The sequence below is a fragment of the Christensenella massiliensis genome, from assembly GCF_040409835.1.
Taxonomy (GTDB): Bacteria; Bacillota; Clostridia; order Christensenellales; family Christensenellaceae; genus Christensenella; species Christensenella massiliensis.
Map to the genome: position 1 here is coordinate 1,870,169 of NZ_CP117826.1, position 18,475 is coordinate 1,888,643.

Consider the following 18,475-nt stretch of genomic DNA (forward strand, 5'->3'; position numbering starts at 1 on the left):
TATTATACCGTTTAGAAATAGTATTATATAATAAAGGCAAATTATATAAAAGATACAGCCCGGAGCCCATATGGTGTTCGTGGTAAAAATTAAAAGAAGAGGTAGAAAAAACAGAGAAAGGAAAATGGGCAAGATGAAACGGAAAAAGAATTTGATAGCCGTTGTGTTATGCATCGCGATGGTGCTGACGCTTTTTGGGAGCGTGGCACTGGCAGAGGACAGCGATACAGCTATGGAACCGGCATGCACCGAGGGGTGTACGCTGGAGGCGGAACACGAGGGCGACTGCGTAGTGAGACCCGAGCAAGACGATGAAATAGTGAAGGAACAGGAACCGGAGCAGACGAAACAGCCGGAGGAAAGCGCCGGGCAGAAAGAGAAAAGACAGAACGTTTTATCCGTTCCCGCGGCTCCGGCACAGGCGCCGGCCGCAAACGGCGGGGCGGTTACGACATCGGAAGCGCTTGAGGAAGCGCTTGAGGCAGCCGACGGCGGCGAGATCGTTCTCGGAGGACCGGTCACACTTGAGAATGCCGTGACGGTGACCGGAGACGTAACGCTCGATTTGGCGGGAAATGCAATTTCTACGGCGAAGAAGATTACAGTGACAGGAAGCCTTACCATTCAGGACAGCGCTTCAGGCGGCACGATATCGGGTACGTCAGGCCAGATGTTCTGGGTAAAGAACGGCGGAGCGGTAACGCTGGAGAGCGGAGGCGTGAGCACGACAGGATATGGCGCCGTACGTACAGATTCAGGCGCTGTATTCCGTATGTCGGGCGGCACGCTGTCCGGAGCGCCGGCAGTACAGGCATTGAACGGCACGGTCGAGATCACCGGAGGACGGCTTGAAAGCTCGAAAGCAAGCTATGCGGCGGTTGAAAATTCTTCCGCGGCCATTACGATAGACGGCGCGGGAGTTTATCTTGCGGGCATCAATCCGAACGGCAAGGCAGTTACGTTCCAAAGCGGTGTGATCGGAACGGTGAAGGGCACCTTCGGTGCAGGCTCTGTTTTGAACGGCAGCTTTGGCAGCGATGTTTCTGCTTCGCTTCCGGGAGGCAAGGTATGCGTTCCCGTTGAGGGGACCGGATATTGGCAGGTAACGGATATTTCGCAGGAAACTGCCGCTGCCGATGTAGACGGTACATTATACGCTACGCTTCCGGAAGCGGCTGCAGCGGTGCAGAATGGCGGAACACTGACATTACTGAGGAACTATACGGGCGACAAAGATATTACGGTGGGGGCCTACCGGGCTACGATCGAGCTCAACGGCTACAGCATCACAAACACGGAAGAAGGCGGAAAGGGAATTTCTGTCTATCCGAAATATGGAACGGCTATGCCGGCCAATGGCTCGCTCGTGACGATCGTGAACAGCGGAGGAAAAGCATCTGCTATTGCGGCAGATGTTCCGGTAGAAGCAAAGTCCGGGAGCAGTTCAAAGCTGCTGATGATCGCATTTGAAGGAGACATTTCGGTTGAAGCTCCCGCGGGAAAGCCAGGCGTAGTTCTCGGTACGAGTTCCTGCGCCGAGTATACTGCGGCTACGGCCGGATATGTCGCGAACGGCGGCTTCAAGGCGGAGCATGCGGACGGAAAGGAATATATCCACGGAACGTTTGCCTCTGCAGCGGAGAATGACGTGAACAATACGGCAGTTCTGCTCAATAATTATGTAACGGGCAACGATATGATAGCGGTAGGCTCGCCGTGCGAATGGACGCTCGACCTTGGCGGACATATGATCGACATATCGAATTACAGCAGAGCGATATCGATCGCGAGCGACGATGTGACGCTGACGGTCAAAAATGGGAAGATTATAGGCGAACAGGACGGCGCATGGGTCGGGATCGGATCTGTTGAGACCGGCCAGTATAAAAACATCGTGCTTAATATGGAAAATGTAGACCTTACCGCAAGTGGAGATTACGGTATCGTATGCAACGGAACGAGCACGAACATCGATATCAACCTGAAAGGCGGCTCTGTTACGGCTGAAAACGGGATCGGTATTTATTTCCCGCCTGCGGACAGCACGCTGACTATTGACGGAACGGCTGTTTCCGGGCAGACGGGCGTTGCAGTAAAGGGCGGCACGGTCACCGTCAAGGGAGATGCGGCGGTCACGGGTTCCGGTGCGGCGAACACGCCGTCTGAGGGCGGTACGAGCGGTGTCAGCAATACGGGAGACGCTTTCTATGTAGAGGGGAATTACGGCCGGGATATCAAAGTGGATATCCAAAACGGAACATTTGAAAGTGTAAATGGCAAGGCCGTGCAAATGCTGTTCGAGGACAGCGCTTCCGGCACAAAAGAGATCGGGGTGACGAGCGGCGAATTCTCATCCGAGGTGCCGAAAGAATATATCGTTTCTGGTATGACTGCGGCATCCGTTGCCTCCGGAAGCGATACGGCTTACTTTGTCGGCACGGGTGAAGCGGTAGCGGAAACAGTTGCGTCGCGCGCAGCACAGGGCGACACTGTAACGGTACAGCAGGGCGATGCAGCGCTTGCGCTTCCCGAGGGTGTGACCGTTAAAAATGAGGGCGAAGGCACAGTGACCTCGAACGGAACCGAGATCGGCACAGGCGAAACGGTTACGACAAAAGAGCCTGTGGCGCAGGTTGGAGAGACGAAATATGAATCCCTGCAGGCTGCGATCGACGCTGCGAACGGCGGCACGGTTACGCTGCTTGCGGATGTAGATGAGTGCGTTGTGATCGCAGAGGGAAAAACGGTGACGCTTGATTTGGGAACCTTTATCCTGTCGAACGGAGATACTGCGGCTCCCGGGATCTATAATAACTATAAGGATACGATATCGAATAAAGGAACGCTTACCATCAAGGGTTCCGGAAAAATCGAAAGCGCTGTGGGAGCAATCGTGAATTATCCCGGTGCGACGGCAGTCCTGACAGGCGGTACCTATGCGTCCAGCGGTTGGTATAGCATCAAAAATATGGGAAAGATGACGATCAGCGAGGGCGTTTCCGTAGAGACGACCGCACCGAGCGCAAGCCTCGTTGCGAACGGCTGGTATGGCGATAACAACACGGATCGGAATACGGCATACGGTGCTTCTACTGCGACGCTGACTATTACGGGCGGCACTCTGACAGGCGGTATGAATACCGTAAAGAATGACGACTACGGTATACTGAACATTACAGGCGGAACCTTTGAAAATACGACGGGGCCGACGATCCTGAACTGGAACGAGACGACCATCAGCGGCGGAAATTTCAGCGTGCCGAACGGCTTTGTACTCGCAAACGGTTCCTTTGCCAACGAAGCCGACAAGGGCAGCATGACCATCACGGGCGGTACGTTCACATCCGGAAACGGCGGCACAGACAAGCTGCTGGGCTGGGGTCTTGGCGGCAAAGAGGGCGGAAAGCTGACTATTCAGGGCGGCACCTTTGCAGGTGTGTTCCCAGACCCGGATGACCCGGCGGAAAAAGCACCTTATGAGATCGGTGTGGAAAAAGGGGAATTCAATTCCGAAGTACCCGCGGAATATATAGAAGAGGGCAAAGCGTCGGCGTCGCTGGAAACAGAGGGAGAGACGGCCTACTTCATCGGAACGAACGAGGAGGTGGCAGAGGCCATTGAAGCCCGTGCAAAGGAAGGCGATACCGTAACGGTACAGCAGGGCGATGTGGAGCTGGCTCTTCCGGTAGGCGTGACGGTGGAAAATAAAGGCGAAGGCGAAATCGTTGTAAACGGCGAGGCGGTAGAGCCGGGCGAAACGGTTGTGACGGAAGAAGAGCCGCAGCCGGAAGTAAAAGACGTATATTATAAAGACGCAGCGACGGGCGTGATACTGAATACGGATACGACCAAGGTGCCGGAGGGCTCCTATCTGCTCGTGAAGCCGGTGGCGGAGACGGAGCAGGCGCACGCGGACGCGAAGGAAGCGCTGAAAGATAAGGCGGGGCGGTTCGTGCTGTATGACATCACGCTGGTGAATGCGGCGGGCGAGCCGATCCAGCCCGCGGGCGACGTGCTGATCGGGATCCCGACACCGGATGGGTACGACACGTCGAAGCTGGCGGTGCACCGCATCAATGAGGACAAGACGACGGTGGAGCACGGGGTGACGGTGCAGGACGGCGTCTCCTATTTCCAGACGGACCACTTCAGCAAATATGCGCTGATCGAAAAGGGGAGCATGAGCGGAGCGGGAACGGATGACACGGCGAAAGATGAGGGCGCCGACTCCTCCGATACGCCGAAGACGGGTGACACGGCGGACATGACGCCGTATATCCTGCTGGTGATAGCAGCGGGAGCAGCGGTCGCTGCCGGAGCTGTTGTGACAGTACGCAGAAAAGCGGTAAAGAAATAATAAACAACGTATCAATCCCATAAAAGCGGCTGCATTTTTAAAATGCAGCCGCTTTTTATAGATGAGATGCCGCCGGGAAGCAAAAATAATTGCATAAAAAATTGACATAGTATATTTATTTGGTATAATTTAAATATAATATTGTTTACCAAGTCGAATAGGTATTGTATATAAGGGATTGACAGATATGTCGGGAGAGGCAATAATCTTGACAGACAGACAGACAGACAGACAGACAGACAGACAGACAGACAGACAGACAGACAGACAGACAGACAGACAGACAGACAGACAGACAGACAGACAGACAGACAGACAGACAGACAGACAGAGGTAACCCTGCCTGTATTTGGTATACCATATAGGCTCAGTTTATGCCGCACGGGATAAACTGGGCTTTTTTATATTTGACAGCAAGGCATAGCGACAGCAAGGTAAAAATAAAAAATCCGCCGGGAGGCGGAGGGGAGGAATCGGGATGAAAAAGAGTAAAAAATGGATCGCAGCCATAGTGAGCATCGTGATGGTGCTGACGTTCTTTGGCGGCGTAGCAATGGCGCAGGAGCCGGAACCATCCATGGAACCGGAGCCGACGGAAAGCGCAAGCGCAGAACCGCTGCCGGAAGAAAGCACGGATCCGATTGGAAGTGCGGAGCCGGCACCGGCAGAGAGTGTGGAACCAACGGAAGAATCTTCACAGGAACCGGAGCCAAGCGTAAGCGCAGAGCCGGAAGAAGCGGGTGCATCTGTACAGCCCGCGCCGAGGATGGCTATGGCGCCGCTGGCGGATGACGGCGTAAATACGGCAGAGGAATTCAAGGCAGCACTGGAAGCGGGCGGTACGGTCGAATTGACGGGCAGCTTTGAAATTCCGGAAAAAATGGATATCGTTATTACGCAGCCCGTCACGCTCGATTTAAAAGGTAATACGGTCACAAAGACGTATGGCGAAATAAACCATTACTTTATGGTGATCCAAGACGGCGGTTCGCTGACGCTGAACGACTCGGCTGGCGGCGGGAAGCTGGCTGCGACGAACAGCTCTTACGGCTATGGAATCGAACTTTGCAGCAATAGTACGCTTGTAATCAACGGCGGAGCATTGGAGGCAACGCAGGAAGTGATATGCAACCGTTACGGCGCCTCCGGTGTGACGCTGAAGATCAACGGCGGCTCGGTGGCGTGCACGGGATATGACAGTGCGCTCAGCTTGGCAGGCGCTTCGGGCATGACAGTAGACATCGCGGGCGGCTTGGTTACTGCAGCAAGCGGGGAAGCTATTTTTGCAACAGGAAATACTGAAAGTGCTTTGAAGCTGAACATCTCCGGAGGAACGCTGACCAGTGAGGACTGGACAGTATATGTGGACGGCGGCGTAGATGTGACAGTAAGCGGCAGTGCTGTGCTGGAAACGACTGGTTTCAAAGGGGCGGTTCGGCTCGACGGTTCTGATTCTCGCCCGTCTGCCCTCAAGATCACAGGCGGAACCATCAAAGGGGATTATATTGCCGTAGATGCGGAAGGAACATCCAAGATCACCATGACAGGCGGGGAGATCACGACAAACCGTGCCGCAGCGATGGAGGTTTCGGAGGAAGCGACGGCGGCGATTTCAGGAGGAACGCTGACCGGAGCTGACGGAAAAGCCGCATTGACAGGCGGAACAGATAAGATCACTGTCACAGGCGGAACGTTCAGCAGCGATGTGGAAGCGTATGTGCCGGATGGCATTACGATAACGCAGGACGAAGAGGGGAACTGGATAGTTACCCGTTTGGACGTTGTTTATCTGAACGGCAAGAACGGAAAAGACGCAAATTCCGGCAAGGACGCGGCAAACGCGGTAAAGACGCTCGATAAGGCGCTCGAGCTTGTGGCGGACGGCGGCACGGTCTATATCTGTGGTGAGGTGACGGTCGATGCCTCCGCCGCAGTGAGCGGGATCAAATTCGCAAGAGCCGACGGTTATACAGGACAGTTATTTTCCGTAAGCGGAGCAGGGGTGGAATTGACGCTTTCGGACGTTGCTATTGACGGGAAGAACATAGACTGCGCAGGAACTGGACGTCTCGTTGCTGTTACGAACGGAGCCACACTCAATATCAAGGACGGAACAGAGCTGATCAACAACCATGCGACGGCTGTTTATGTCAATGTTGGCAGCTTTCTGAACATGAGCGGCGGTGCGGTCAAAAATAATACCATTTCCTCTGGAGCCTACTACGGCGGGGCCGGCATCGACAACTGCGGAACGACCAATATCACCGGCGGAGAAATTTCCGGAAATGAAGTGCCGGGTTATTGCGGCGGCGGCATTCTGAATGAACGCGGGACCGTGACCATAAGCGGCAGCGCGGAAGTGAAAAACAACAGCGCGTCATGGGGCGCGGGCATCGCGGTGCTGTCCGGAGCAAAGACAGTGCTTGACGGCGGCGTGGTCAGCGGAAACGAAGCTGAGGGAAACGGCGGCGGCATTTATCTGGAGGGCTTCACAAACTATGATGGAACCCCAGCTGTTTTTGAAATGAAAAGCGGATCCGTTACGGAAAATATTTCGCAAAGCGGAACGGGAGCCGGGATCTTCGGATATTATAACGACGGAGAAACCATCGTCAGAATATCGGGCGGCACGGTCGTGGGCAACCAGTCGATAGACGAAGACATCGGGCACGGGATCACTCTTGCGGGTACGGACAGCAATTATGCAAAGCTGGAGCTGAGCGGCAGCCCGAATATCTCAGGAGACGTATTTTTCCGAGATGATTATCCGGACGGATTTGTAATCGACGTAACGGGTGAATTTACCCCGGCTGCGCCTGTTGAGATCAACCGGAGCAACAGCGAATATGGAATTACAGCCGTGGAATATGCAGCGGGGCTTACGCCCGATCCGAAAGATTTTGTTTCCGGCGCGCTGTTTGACGGACTTGTGGCCGACGGGCAGACATTGAAATGGGCGGAAGCAGAAATCGTGTATTTCTATGACGAAGACGGAACGGAATTCAGTGAATACCGTCACGGCGTAGTGCAGGGAGAAAAGATCGAGCCTGATAACGTACCGGCACCCGAACGGGCAGGGTATACGCTTGCCGGGTGGAAGCTTAAGGACAGTGAAGCGTTATGGGATTTTGATACGGATGTGGTAAGCGCCAGAACAAAGCTGTATGCGGTCTGGACGCTGAATGCGCCTGCGGTTTCCGTAAAAGCGGATGCTGAGACGGTGCATGCGGGAACGATCACGCTGACGGCGGAGGCATCCCATGATTTGACCGGAGCGGCGTATACGTATCAGTGGTATAAGGATGGCGAGGCGCTTGCCGGAGAAACGGGCGATACGCTGACAGTCAGCGAGAGCGGCAGCTATCTGGTGAAGGCAGCGGCTTCGGATGGTACAAAGACGTCCGACGAGGCGGAAAGCGAGCCTATTGTGCTGACGGTGGAAGGACATGTGTTCGGACCCGACTGGAAGTCGGACGAGACGGGGCATTGGCAGGAATGTGCATGCGGCGAAAAAACGGAAGCGGAAGAACACATGAGCGACGGCGGCGTAGTTACGACCGAGCCGACGACCGTCGCAGAAGGAGTCAAGACCTATTCGTGCACGGTATGCGGCAGGGTACTCAGGACGGAAACGATCCCGCCGACGGTGAAAACGGTATATTACAAAGACGCGGCGACGGGCGTGATACTGAATACGGATACGACCAAGGCGCCGGAGGGCTCCTATCTGCTCGTGAAGCCGGTAGCGGAGACGGAGCAGGCGCACGCGGACGCGAAGGAAGCGCTGAAAGATAAGGCGGGGCGGTTCGTGCTGTATGACATCACGCTGGTGAATGCGGCGGGCGAGCCGATCCAGCCCGCGGGGGACGTGCTGATCGGGATCCCGACGCCGGATGGGTACGACACGTCGAAGCTGGCGGTGCACCGCATCAATGAGGACAAGACGACGGTGGAGCACGGGGTGACGGTGCAGGACGGCGTTTCCTATTTCCAGACGGACCACTTCAGCAAATATGCGCTGATCGAAAAGGGGAGCATGAGCGGAGCGGGAACGGATGACACGGCGAAAGATGAGGGCGCCGACTCCTCCGATACGCCGAAGACGGGCGACAGGGCGGACATGACGCCGTATATCCTGCTGGTGATAGCAGGGGGAGCGGCGGTCGCTGCTGCGGTCATTGTAACGATGCGGAAGAGACGGCAGTATGAAAAGTAAGAGATAGAAAACAAGAAAAACGGCGGTGATGCCCTATGCATCACCGCCGTTTTTATACCGCCGATCAATTTATATTCCGGATAGGAAGCTTTTCAAGCCGTTATTTACCGGACAAGGAACGCGCACCCGCAGGCACGCTTCTATAGCGGTTTTACGGCAGCACGAGCCAAGCGCCGTAAGCCCGGAAAATATCCGGCCCCGCGGCGGAGAGGCTTTTTTTGATAAAAGCAGGCGGCATACGCAAGGCATCACCGCCGTTTTGGTATCCGCGGGGAGCGGCATTTTCCGCAGTCATTGGAAAATAAACGAAACGGCTCCCGAACGGGCCGGCAGTGCGCAGGAAAAAGGGCAGCGGGGCATATCCGCATGGGCGTCTGCCGATAGGATTCTGCAGTCAGCCGTTTCGCAGGCCCTGCAAGCGCGCCCGGCGCTTATTGGCGGGCGGCGGGAGCCAGAAGATATCCGGCCGCCTGTTCGCCATCGCTGAAAAAAGTTCCGGACAGCTTCCAGACGGGGAGATTTTGCTGCATCCCATATCCATACATGTATAAAAGTTCGGCCTTGTCAAAGACAGCGGTCTGCGGGTGAACAGAAGCGGGCGCTTTCAAATCAGAAACAGCATAGCATTGATGCGTATTCAGAACCTCCATGAGCGCCTCGTCCGGGGGCATCAGCTCTGCCTCCCGGTAGGGAACGAACTGCGCAAGAGAGCTTGAAACGGAATAGATCCCCCCGCTGTCGGAGAGGACGGAAAGCCCGCCGATGCGCGTAGGATCGTCCTCCTGCGCCTCATAAAGGACCTCTTTTCCGTCGGGGCGTTCCGTGCCGTCCGCGTTGACGCCCAGCGTATCCTGCACGGTCCTTTGCAGGCCGTCTGTCCAAAGGCCGCGTTCCCGCAGGAATGCTTCTGCTTCCGAAGCGGCCTGTTCGTCCGTTTTTTTACCGGGGAGCCCCGTAGGCTCGCGCAGCAGGCAGTTCCAGCTGTCGCCATGCGGCGCAACGGAAAGAGAAGCGCCGCCGCTGCGCAGGATAAGATAGCCGTATTCAGCTTCGGGCGGGCCGGAAATGGAGAAAGCTTCCATAAGCACGGAGAGCAGCTCTTCCTGAGACGGCCCGGTGCGCACGTAGGTCATGGCTGCGGCGGGGAGCGCATCCCGGCCCGTATATTCAGCTTGCTCCGGCACGCCTAAAGTATAGGAAAAATTATATTTGAATTCACGGGCGTTTTCCGCCGCGGAAAAGCCGAGGAACACGGCGGGCAGCAGGGCAAGCGCCGCAGCCCACGCAACGATCCGGGAAGGACGGGCCGTTCGTTTTTTTCCGCACAGGGAAAGAAGGGAAAACAGGGAATAGCCGACGATCCCGCCCCAAGTATTCAGAAGAATGTCATCCACATCGAACGCCCGTCCGCCGGGCAAAATGACCTGAAGCGTTTCGATGAGGAGCGTCGAACAAAAGGAAATGAGCGCGATCCTGTGCAGCTTTCCGGTTTTCGGGAATATCCACGGCAGGAATATGCCCAGCGGCATGAACAGCAGGACGTTGAGGAAAAGAAGCTGAAGCGCAACAGACGAACCGCTCCTGAAAGCGAACAGGACGCTGGAAAGGGGGAGCAGATTCGCGCTGCCCTGCGTGCCCGAGCCGCCGTCCGGCGCGAGCGTCAGCATGCCTACACAGATGACATAGGCCAAAAAAAGACAGCGCAGCACATGCGTTCCCGGTTTTGCAGGAAACCGCCTGCGCGTAAAAAGCCAAAGCAAAGCATAAGCGGGCACGGCGATCATCAGGCCGAATGCCCCTGTCATCAGCATGGTACGGACATTGCTGCCCATGTCTCCAAAATACATAGCGTTGCCTTTCTTGGAACCGGAAATATGTTTGGAATGGAACAGACGGCAAGCGTGTTATTTGAGCATCTCTCGGACGATGGCTGAAATGTGGACCTGCGCCGTATCGAGCGCGGGAACGGACAGGTCGCCCGGCCGGATCATCAGGGGAAGCTCTGTGCCGCCGAGCACGACCGCATCGGCATGAGAATTGCGGATCAATTCTTCCGTGAACTCGAGCATATCCTCTTTATCCGCAGGGCAGACAGTCCCAGCCTCCAATTTGGAAAAAATCGTATTGTGTACAAACTCCCGGCCCTCCCGGTCCGGGATCAGCGCTTCGATGCCATAGCGCGGGAATGCTTCCGTGTAAAGCCCGTTTGTCATCGTGAAGCCCGTGCCCAATATGATGACCCGCGCACAGCCTGCATCGGCAGCGAAGCGGCATACCGATTCCACGATGCTCACAAGGGGCAGAGGAGATTTTTCCTCAAGCTCGCGGAACACGATATGCGGCGTATTGGAGGCGATAGCCGCGAAGTCAGCGCCTGCGTTTTTCAGGCTGCGGACGGCGGCGAGCAGCATGGAAACGAGAGGCGTCCATTTTTCCTGCGCCACAAATGCGAACGCTTCCGCCATGTCTATGTTTTCGAGTGTGAAAGCAGGATAACTGCCATCCCCCTTTGCGGCGCGGTATCCTTCGACGATTCCGCTGTAATAGGAAAGCGCAGCGGCGGGCGTGCCGCTGATGATGCCGGCTTTTTTCATAAGAATCCTCCGTATATGCTGTACCGTTTCCTTTTAGTTTACTTTCCGCAGGCAGGCGCGTCAATAGAAAAACCGCTTTCCCAAAACACGGGAAAGCGGCAAAAAACGAATCAAAAACGCTCGAATTGGGCCGCCCCTTTGGTCATCAGACTACGGTACAGGAGGATATCGAGCGCCGTTACGGCCGCGAAAGCGATGACGATCACAAAGGAACCGGCCATCGCGGCGAAGATCGCCGGAACAGCGACCAGAACCACGCCGACCAGCAGGGTGAGAAGCGTAGGCTTGCTTTGCTTGATGACCGTCACCTCGTTCGTCCAGTCGAAATTAGGGCTGTCTAAGTTGGCTTTCAGCCCGAACAGGGCGATGAACAAGCCGTACACGAGCGGCAGCGCATAGGTCATGACCGCATAGAGAGGCTGCGGCGAAAGCGCAAGGTTGAACAGTGTTCCGCAGACGGCGATCGTGGGGATATACAGCACCAGCGATACGTTGAGCTTTGCTTTCAGAACAAGGCGCGTATCGACCGGGAGGGAACGCACGATCCACAGGTTTTTCCCCTCAAGCGAAACGGAGACTGCCGTTGTGGAGCCGAGGGCAAGGAAAAACGCGATGGCAAGCGGTGCGTTGACCGTGAGAAAATAATCGAACCCCGGAATGTCCGCGTATGTTCCGAGGCCGTCCACGCCCGAGACGAGCAGAATGATTGCAACGACGACCAAAAGCAGCGGGCCGACCGCCGTATTGAGCACATATTGCGAAGAAGAGAAATACCGCTTGAGTTCCCTTTGATACAGCGCCTTTTTCGGAGACTGCGTCCGAAGCTCCGTCATTTTATAGTCTCCGGCTGCGCGCGTCGTGGTGATGGACGTATTGAGCCGTTTGAACAGCTTGGCAACGACCGCCGTAAAAACGGCGAAAGCGCCGAAAGAGACCAGCAGGAACAGGAGCAGGGAAAGCACGTCATAGCTGCCGACCGCATTTCCGTACAGCGCCGCGAGCGGATAGACGCTTGTGACCACGCCGTTTACCATATCCCCGACGTCCGCGAAATCCAGCATAATATCGCCGGAATTTGTCCAGAATGTCATCCAGACGATCATAAAAACCATGAACGCCGCAACCGTAAGGACGACGCTCAGGCCGCTCTTCCGCTTCACGCGGGAGGCTGCTACCGCGATGAGCGTACCGATGACCGTCGCAATGATGATGGGCAGCAGAGGAATGGCGAGGAACGTCAGGATAAAAAACGGGTAGAACAAGGCTGCAGGCTGCGCGATGATGGCGTAGGCCACACCCGCAGGAACCATGACGGCGAGCACGAACAGCGCGTTTAAAATATACAGGACCAAAATGCGGCTTGCGATCAGCGTGCCCGTACGAATCGGAAGCGACATCTGAAGGTCATAGTCCCGGAACCCGAAAAGCGTGCCGTTCACCTTATAGATGGTCGTGAAAAGGACCATAACGGATGCGGCGACCATCATGAGGTTGAGGACCATATATTCCGTGTGCAGGGGAGCAAGACTGCTCATAAGACCCACACAGATACCGAATACCGCAAATATGACGACGGCATAGCAAAAGACCATGAGGACCGTCATCCCCGTTGATTTCGTGCGTTTTTCATGTGTATACCTCGCTTTGTTGAAGCCAAAGGAGGTGCGCATATATGCTTTCAGCAATAAACCAAGATTATTCATCGATCAGCTCCAGAAATACATCTTCAAGACTCTCGTCGCCCTTTACCTCTTCAATGCTTCCCGCGCGCAGCAGCCTGCCGCCCTTGATGATGGCGATCTTGTTGCACAGCTTTTCCGCCACCTCGAGAACGTGCGTGGAAAAGAAGATCGCGCTGCCGTTTTCGCACATCTCGTGCATGAGCTGCTTTACGGTGTGCGCCGCTTTCGGGTCGAGCCCCACGAACGGTTCGTCGAGCACCAGAAGCTTCGGCTTATGGATCAGCGCGGAGATGATCGCAAGCTTTTGCTTCATACCGTGCGAATAGGAGGAGATCAGGTCGCCGAGGCTTGCCGTGATCTCGAAAAGGTCCGCGTACTTTTTGACGGAGGCCTCGCGCTCCGGCTTTGGGATAGCAAAGATATCGCCGATAAAATTCAGGAACTGGATCCCCGTCATATTGTCGTAGAGGTCGGGATTATCCGGGATATATGCGGTGAGGCGCTTACATTCGAGGGGCTTTTCCCGAATAGACATGCCGTCGATCTCGATCTCGCCGCTGTCAAATTCCAGAATGCCTACCACGGCCTTGATCGTCGTGGTCTTACCTGCACCGTTGTGCCCGATGAAGCCATAGATATCGCCGTCCTCGACCGTAAGAGAAAGGTCGTCAACGGCTTTCGTTCCGCCTTTATAGCTTTTGGTAAAATGTTTGATCTCAAGCATGAGAATACCTCCGAATGCCAAACTATGCACCTATCATATCACACAGAAATGGAGCGGGCAATGGGCGGCGCGCCTCTTTTCAAAATGCTGGGAAATGTGCGCTGCCCTGCGGCCTTGCCTGCTGTGCAAAAGCCATCCTTTTTGTGCGGTATTTGCCGATAGGTTCTTTAAGCTCCATTATAAATCACTTAAAGTTTATTTTCAAGGCAGGATGTTAGCTCTATGCTAATAAAAAAGGAGCTAAAAGATGAAAAGTGGAGATATCCTTGGAACGACGGTCCGTGAAGCCCGGATCTCTGCGGGCATGACGCAGGAGAGGCTAGCGGAGGAGATGGGCGTTACTCCGACTCATATCAAGCATATAGAGAGCGGGCACAGGAAGCCATCGGTGGAGCTGCTTTTTGCGCTCGCAAGGAAGCTGGATATTTCTCTGGACAGCCTGCTTTTCCCGCAGCGCCCGGAGGAACCGCATATATGCAGAAGAGGCATGGAACTGATGCGCAGGTGCAGCGAGAGTCAGGCGGCATTCATCGTCGCCGTTTTGGAGGACCTTCTGAAAAGCGGCTTGCGGTAGACCGAATAAGCGGTGGGAGCAAAAAGGCGGTTCCGGGGAGGGAACCGCCTTTTTGCAGGTATATGACCGGGCTGTTTTTATGCGGCAGGCCGGGGAGGGCGCGCCGCCGTATTGAGTGGGGAGAAAAATGAAATATTTTTCAAAAAGGGGAGCAGGCTGCTCCGCCCGATAAAAAAACGGCCCGTCTTGGGCCGTTTGAGCATACGATGCATAAAAACCGTACCGCATTCTTCATCAACCCAAGAATCGCTATACTGCTGTCTTTAGGGAGAATATCCTGACTTATGCATCATCCCCTTGAAAAGCGCCTTCCCGCACAGAGCAGTGGCTCGTTGCCTTTCTGGTCCGCAATTACAGTTGTGGTTTGCAGCGCCGGACTTTCACCGGCTTCCTCTCGATCGCCGAAGCAACCATAAAGACATGATTCAATTGTATGTTATTATTATACCTGTTTCTGCCAAAAAAGCAACGGAATATTTTCTTCTTTTTGATACAGAAATCTTTTTTTGGAAATTTATGCGCCAAGCAGGTGCTCGAGCAATATTTTCAGGCCGATCCCGATGAGCACGATACCGCCGATGACCATCGCTTTTTTTTCGAACGCGCTTCCGAGCCGCTTGCCGAGGGTCGCGCCCATAAAGCTCAAAAGGAACGTCGTAACGCCGATGATGGCTGCGCCGGCAGAGATGTCCGCCTTGACCAGCGCGAGGCTCACGCCTACGGCAAGCGCGTCGATACTGGTGGCGACCGCCATAAAGAAAAGCGTTTTATGCGAAAGCATACTTTCGCGCACGCCGCACGCCTTCTGCTCCTCTTTGCCGCGCAGCGCATCTGCGATCATTTTGATGCCGATCAGCGCCAGAAGCCCGAATGCGATCCAATGGTCGAACGCGCTGATGTAATCGATGACAGACGTTCCGAGCAGCCAGCCAAGCGTAGGCATGAGTGCCTGAAAACCGCCGAAATAAAGGCCGATCTTAAGGGCATCCCGTTTTTTGAGATCGGGTACGCAGATGCCGGTAGACACGGAAACAGCCAGCGCGTCCATCGAAAGGCTCACGCCGAGCAGGATAAATGATAAAAAATCCAATCGTCTTTCTCCTAAACCCAAGTAGATTTATTATAATATGGAGGCACGGCCTTTGCAATGCTTTACCGGAAAAGAAAACGGCGGGAATTTCCCGCCGTTTACCATTACATGGACTCCCGGTAAATACGTTCCGCGTCTTCCGGTGAGACGGGAACGGGGCACGCGTTCATATTACCTTTCATGGCCTCGAACGCGTCCTGCGCCATAGTGGAGATCATATCATCCTCTACGCCGAGAGAAGAAAGCGGAACATCGAGCCCGAACCGTCCGAGGAACCGTTTCATCGTCTTTCCGCAGCCGCGTGCGAGCGCTTCCTCATCCTGCGAGGGATCGGCGCCCATGATGACAGCGACCTTTGCGAATTTTTTAATATCGCTTTTCCATGTGAATTCCGTTACTGCAACGGCGATAGCCGAAAGCGCGAGACCGTGCGGCACACCGTAATGCCCGCTGATGCTATGTCCGAGCCCGTGAATGGCATGCGTGCCGGAAATGCTGATTGCCGGTCCGGCGATCAGATTGGCGAGCGACATAGCGCTGCGGGCCTCTATATCCTGCGGAGCCTCGAGACATTTGTCAAGATTTTCCGCTGTGAGCTCCATCGCACGGACGGCTAAAATATCCGTAAAATCGTTCGCGCTGAGCGAAACATAGGATTCGTACGCATGGAAGAATACGTCGATCCCGGTATTGACCGTTACGCTCCGCGGCATGGAAAGGGTAAGCGCCGGGTCTACGATGGCAACAGCCGGATAGGTGAGAGGCGGCCAGCCAAGGCCCGGCTTTTTACCCGTTTCAGGGTCTGTCACAACCGCCCAAGGGGTGGCTTCGCTGCCCGTACCCGCGGTCGTGGTGATGGCGATCACAGGCAGTGTACGGAGCTCTTCCGCTTTTTTTCCGGCGCATTTCCCACCCGGGATATAGTCGCGCACGGCTCCGCCCGAGGCGCACAGCAGGGCGATCAGCTTTGCAGAATCGAGCGGGCTGCCGCCTCCTACGCCGATCACAAGATCGCACGCATGTGCGCGGGCAAAATCCACACCCTCATCTACGACCGGAATGGAAGGATTCTCGTTGATTTTAGCATAAACAAAGGATTCCACGCCCCGCTCTGCGAGCAGCGCCTGAATATGTGCGAGCAGTGCCGTCTTTTCGGGACGCACGCTTTTTCCGGCGATAATAGCGGCGCGCTTTCCAAAATGCGCCGCATATTCGCCGACCGTATCCACGCAGCCTGTGCCAAACACGATTTTTCCCGGGATCTCCGCTACAAAATTTTTCATATCACATCCTCCTGAATCTGTTTGAATTCGGTTTCTCATATTTTCAGTATATCACAATTCCTGTTTGTATCGAATAAAAAACGCGCAGCCGTTCGGCTGCAATGCCGAAACCGGACCATGCAAAACGCCCCCGGAACATCAAAACCGGAGGCGTCTTGCATCATATCATAATGGAAGTTTTTCAGCAACGTCGGGCGTCCGCCGCTCGTCCGAATACGGGAAAGGGACATTGGAAAGACCCTGTATGAATGTTGGTTCCCCTTCCGAGAGTGTAAAGCGAAGGGAAGTAGTCTATATGAAATTTTTGGTTTCCATTTTTCCCGCTGTCTCGGACAAAACCGTTTCCCGCCGCTTGCACAGCCGGAAACCGGACACTGCAATCATCATATCATGCTAAAAAAAGAATGCAAGAGGCTGCGGCAAACCTTAATATAAACTTAACACGGAGATTTTTATTGAAATCTGTATACAGCATGATATACTGGACACAACAAAGACAGGGGAGGACGGGGCTATGACCGGAACCAGAAAAGTCTTTCGCGTTATTTTGACCGTTCTTGCGGCGGCCGCCGTTCTGTTGGCCGCGTTTCTCGTTTTTCTGACAGTGACGGAATACAGGCCGGCGGACGTAGAACGCATAGATGTCGCCGGCACGGCGGACGCGCGACCGGAAGGGACGGTGCGCCTGATGACCTATAACATTGGCTACGGCGCGCTTGGAAAGGAACAGGACTTCTTTATGGACGGCGGCAGCATGGTGCGCCCGGACAGCGCTGATATCATCAGCGAAAATCTGGCAGGAGCAGCGGACGTGCTGAAACGCTATCCCGCGGACGCGGTATTTTTGCAGGAGGTAGACGTGGATTCACACCGTTCCTATTATGTGGATGAAGCGGCGTATCTGCATGCGGCTGCGGGCGGGAACGCGGCGTTTGCCTATAATTACAACGCGGCGTTCGTACCCTATCCGGTTCCGATGATCGGAAAAGTAGAGGGCGGGCTTCTGACGCTTACGGAGCTTGCGGTGGAGGACGCTTCGCGCGTGGCGCTGCCCGTTCCGTTCCAGTGGCCCGTAAGCACATGCAACCTCAAGCGCTGTCTGCTCGTGTGCCGCATGCCTTATAACGGACACGAGCTTGTTTTGGTCAACCTGCATCTTGAGGCGTATGACGACGGGGAGGGAAAGGCTGCGCAGACAAAGGTTTTGATGGACTTCCTCCAGTCGGAATATGAGAAAGGAAATTATGTGATCGCAGGAGGGGATTTCAACCAGACGTTCCCCGGCATAGAAACGTTAGTCCTCGATGCGGAAAGCTGGATGCCCGGAACACTGGACGCGCTTCCGGACGGCTGGAATTTTGCTGTGGACGGCTCTGCGCCCACATGCAGGCTGCTTTCCGGCCCTTATACCGGGGACCGGGAAAATACGCAGCTTTATGTGATAGACGGTTTTATCCTTTCCCCGAATGTGGCCCTGAAAAGCGTAAAGACGCTGGATCTTGATTTTGAGTATACGGACCATAATCCCGTTTTGCTGGAGGCAACGCTTGTATGACGGAACGAAAAGAGGAGCGAACGGCTGTGACCATAGACGAGATGCAGGAGATGTTGGAGGAGCTTGCGGAGGAAATTCCCGAGGCCTTTTTTGAAGAGCTGAACGGCGGCATCGTCCTGCTCCCGCGCGCGGAACGGCATCCGCGCGGAAAGGGCGGGCTGTATACGCTCGGGTGTTATTTTTCCGGCGGAGAGCTGGGGAGGTATATCGCTGTTTATTATGGTTCGTTCCGGCGGGTGTTTCCGAATGCCACGCGCAGCGAGCTGAGGGAAGAACTCCGCAAAACGCTGCGCCATGAATTCAGGCATCATGTGGAATCGCTGTGCGGAGAAAACGGACTCGAGGTGGAGGATGAGATCTTTTTGCAGGAGTATCTGCGCTCGCTGGAGGAGCGGTAAGC

At 55.0% G+C, this 18,475-nt stretch carries 12 protein-coding genes and 1 riboswitch; of the genes, 6 read left to right on the top strand and 6 right to left on the bottom strand.

What is annotated here, in order from left to right; genetic code table 11:
* Positions 1-133 precede the first annotated feature (133 nt).
* The 3 genes from PUP29_RS09025 to PUP29_RS09035 all read left to right on the top strand — a co-directional run bounded on the left by PUP29_RS09025 (position 134) and on the right by PUP29_RS09035 (position 8,573).
* Positions 134-4,357 (top strand): beta strand repeat-containing protein, encoded by a 4,224-nt coding sequence (locus PUP29_RS09025; protein ID WP_353423054.1) that lies wholly within the window; start codon positions 134-136, stop codon positions 4,355-4,357.
* A 208-nt stretch (positions 4,358-4,565) separates the two neighbouring features.
* Positions 4,566-4,694 carry a hypothetical protein gene (locus PUP29_RS09030; RefSeq protein WP_353423056.1) on the top strand — a complete coding sequence of 43 codons (129 nt, stop codon included), beginning with the start codon at positions 4,566-4,568 and terminating at the stop codon, positions 4,692-4,694.
* Between the two features lie 141 nt (positions 4,695-4,835).
* A complete protein-coding gene (locus PUP29_RS09035; protein ID WP_353423057.1) occupies positions 4,836-8,573 on the top strand; it encodes an InlB B-repeat-containing protein in 3,738 nt (1,245 codons plus the stop codon).
* 431 nt (positions 8,574-9,004) lie between these two features.
* Here the strand turns inward: PUP29_RS09035 and PUP29_RS09040 are convergent, their stop codons facing one another.
* From PUP29_RS09040 to PUP29_RS09055, 4 genes are all read right to left on the bottom strand, one after another.
* On the bottom strand, positions 9,005-10,420 hold the full coding sequence (locus tag PUP29_RS09040) for a VanZ family protein (RefSeq protein WP_353423059.1): 1,416 nt from the start codon (positions 10,418-10,420) through the stop codon (positions 9,005-9,007).
* A 57-nt stretch (positions 10,421-10,477) separates the two neighbouring features.
* The gene (locus PUP29_RS09045) at positions 10,478-11,167 is read right to left on the bottom strand and encodes an aspartate/glutamate racemase family protein (protein ID WP_353423060.1); all 690 of its coding nucleotides are present in this window, start codon (positions 11,165-11,167) and stop codon (positions 10,478-10,480) included.
* Positions 11,168-11,277: 110 nt separating this feature from the next.
* Positions 11,278-12,870, bottom strand: coding sequence for a hypothetical protein (locus tag PUP29_RS09050; RefSeq protein ID WP_353423062.1), 1,593 nt, complete (start codon positions 12,868-12,870; stop codon positions 11,278-11,280).
* Positions 12,863-13,573: an ABC transporter ATP-binding protein gene (locus tag PUP29_RS09055; protein ID WP_353423063.1), complete on the bottom strand. Its 711-nt coding sequence runs from the start codon at positions 13,571-13,573 to the stop codon at positions 12,863-12,865. Before PUP29_RS09055 ends, PUP29_RS09050 begins: the two co-directional genes overlap by 8 nt.
* Before the next feature lie 247 nt (positions 13,574-13,820).
* On the opposite strand from PUP29_RS09055, the gene PUP29_RS09060 reads away from it, so the two are divergent.
* The gene (locus PUP29_RS09060; RefSeq protein WP_353423065.1) at positions 13,821-14,147 is read left to right on the top strand and encodes a helix-turn-helix domain-containing protein; all 327 of its coding nucleotides are present in this window, start codon (positions 13,821-13,823) and stop codon (positions 14,145-14,147) included.
* Positions 14,148-14,397: 250 nt separating this feature from the next.
* Positions 14,398-14,577, bottom strand: a riboswitch (cobalamin riboswitch).
* Between the two features lie 84 nt (positions 14,578-14,661).
* Here PUP29_RS09060 and PUP29_RS09065 read toward each other — a convergent pair.
* Positions 14,662-15,237: a manganese efflux pump MntP gene (locus PUP29_RS09065; RefSeq protein WP_353423066.1), complete on the bottom strand. Its 576-nt coding sequence runs from the start codon at positions 15,235-15,237 to the stop codon at positions 14,662-14,664.
* A gap of 104 nt (positions 15,238-15,341) precedes the next feature.
* Entirely contained in the window at positions 15,342-16,520 is a 1,179-nt protein-coding gene (locus PUP29_RS09070) for an iron-containing alcohol dehydrogenase (RefSeq protein ID WP_353423067.1), read from the bottom strand.
* Positions 16,521-17,034: 514 nt separating this feature from the next.
* Here PUP29_RS09070 and PUP29_RS09075 point away from each other — a divergent pair.
* Both PUP29_RS09075 and PUP29_RS09080 read left to right on the top strand, forming a co-directional pair.
* A complete protein-coding gene (locus PUP29_RS09075) occupies positions 17,035-18,075 on the top strand; it encodes an endonuclease/exonuclease/phosphatase family protein (protein ID WP_079546179.1) in 1,041 nt (346 codons plus the stop codon).
* Positions 18,072-18,473 (top strand): metallopeptidase family protein, encoded by a 402-nt coding sequence (locus tag PUP29_RS09080; RefSeq protein ID WP_079546178.1) that lies wholly within the window; start codon positions 18,072-18,074, stop codon positions 18,471-18,473. The genes PUP29_RS09075 and PUP29_RS09080 overlap by 4 nt, the downstream gene beginning before the upstream one ends.
* Positions 18,474-18,475 lie beyond the last annotated feature (2 nt).